General features: G+C 65.6%; 2 protein-coding genes. Both read right to left on the minus strand.

Annotated features, from left to right (window positions below; genetic code table 11):
• Nucleotides 1–1,691: DUF5671 domain-containing protein (locus V6M49_RS17825; protein ID WP_332762434.1), on the minus strand; the 1,691-nt coding region annotated here is incomplete at its 3' end.
• Nucleotides 1,688–2,065, minus strand: a 378-nt coding sequence (locus V6M49_RS17830; protein ID WP_332762436.1) for a hypothetical protein, incomplete at its 5' end; no start/stop codon positions are given. The genes V6M49_RS17825 and V6M49_RS17830, both read right to left, overlap by 4 nt.

Here is a 2,065-nt window from a genome sequence, read left to right on the forward strand (position 1 = left end):
TCTGTTTCCAGGGGAATTGCCTCGATCCGGGCTGCCTGGCCGGCGGCCGGACCGATTACCAGCAGGACGCTGGCGGCAGTGACGCCGGAAAGGGCACTTACTGCCAGCTCCACGAGCCCTGGTTCCGAGGGGAGGGCCGCTTCCGCCGGCAGTGGTCCGTTGCCGGCATCGGCCCGTCGCCACACAGTGACTTTGGCGCCGGTCGCGGCGGTGATCGCGGTGGACAACGCCTCCGGATCCGATGCCGTCACCAAGGTGACCCTCTCAATGGTGTGCGCGCCGGACGGGGCCGCGGCCGCCAGGTGGGCGCGATCACGCCGCCAAAGGGCAAAGTGGTAGGCGGCAACGAGGCCGGCTGCTACTAGGAGGCCGAGTGGTGCCCGGATGCGGTCCAGCAGGCTGCCTCCGGACACGTCGCCCAAGATGAACTCGAAGAGCCGGTATCCAATCACCAGCAGGGCAACGAGCGCCACCACGGCACTGATGCCGAAGACCACCACGAGGTAAACCCGCCTGCCCGGAGGAATGACATCCATGCTGTGCGGTTGCAGGCCCGGCTTCCACGCCCGCCACCAGACGGGGCCTCCCACAAGGAGGGAACTGATGCCACCCAGCAGCAGGGTGCGCGTGCCGCTTCCGGCCAGGGGTGAAACGGCCATGGCAAGAGCTGCGTTGATGACGACGCCGATGCCGGAGGCAGCCGCCGCCAGGGCAATTCCTGACGTCACCAGCAGGCCCGCCCGGCGGGTGGCAACAGAACGATGCGCCCCGCTGACGCGATGATAGCGCCACACCAATGCTCCGACGGCTGCAGCGGCGACAGCAGGGCCGAGGGGAGCCAGCAGTTCATTCATCGACTCGCCCCGGTCGAATACAGTTCTGAGGAGTACAAAAACCACGACGGCGGCCCCGCCGAGCGCCGTGATTCCGGCTGCGAAGATCCCAACGCTGATCAGTGCAACATCCACCAGGGCGGTTTCCAGTTTGCGCCCGCCACCCTTGAACCAGTGCCACCACCACACGATACTTCCGCCAATGGCCCAGACGAGCGCCCGCAGCACAGACTGCCACCACGCTTCCGCCCCTGGGGTAAGGCTGGTGAAGCCCCGGATGGCGACGTCAAGCAAGCCACCCAGGGCGGTGATGGCGGAAAACGCGCCCGTGAGCAGTCCGAAGACTGTGCCGACAACAGCCGGGACGTCGTCAAGACTGACGGGATGTTTGACGGGGTGCCGCCACATCCAGCGATGCCAGAACCATACTGCGGCCCAGACAAGTCCGTTTGACAACGGCGAATACCACCGGGGTTCCTGGGGACCGATGAAGGACGCCGCCATTCCCAGGAGGGAACTCGTGGCTACGATGAGAGACACCGCATAAATCGCGGTCACGTACAGGCCCCACCCTGCTGCCGCGCGTTCCGCGGCGTCGTCGAGCCTCCGCCAAACTACCCACCACAGGAGCCCGGCCAGCGGACCTCCAATCAATGTGAAGGCGAGGGAACGGGCAAGCCCGGCCACATCTGTGGACGCCAACACGGCGCCCGTGCTGAACAGGCGCTCCAGGAGGCCGCTCAACCCGATAGCGGCGATCACCACCAGGGCAAACAGCAACACGTACAGGATCAAGCGGCGCAGAGTGAGTAGGGCAGAACCCGCCGCTGGTACAGCTGTCCGGACTGTTGCGTTCATGGCTTCAGGCTTGTTCCGGGGCATGACATGAGCTGGTACGGTGCCTGGTCGATCAGCCACTTGCCATCGACCTTCACCAGGGAGAAGCGGCCTTCGGCGTCGTACTCGGATGGTCCGAAGGGGCCACCCGGGCTTGAAGTGACAACCGAGACGTTCACCAAAGCCGTATTGTCCCTCTCGGTTGTGGAAATCAGGACGACCCGGGCAGGCAACGGGCCGCTTTCCCGGTAACCGCTGCAGGAGGAGCGTGCCACCTGCGTGAGGTAGGAATTGGCAGTGGCCGTATCGCCGTCAATGACCGCCGTGCTGTACCGCTGGACAACGCCCGGCGGCGTTGCCTCATTCAGCACCTCCGGCTCCCCGCGGGTGAAAAC

The organism is Pseudarthrobacter sp. (assembly GCF_036675385.1).
Lineage (GTDB): Bacteria > Actinomycetota > Actinomycetes > Actinomycetales > Micrococcaceae > Arthrobacter.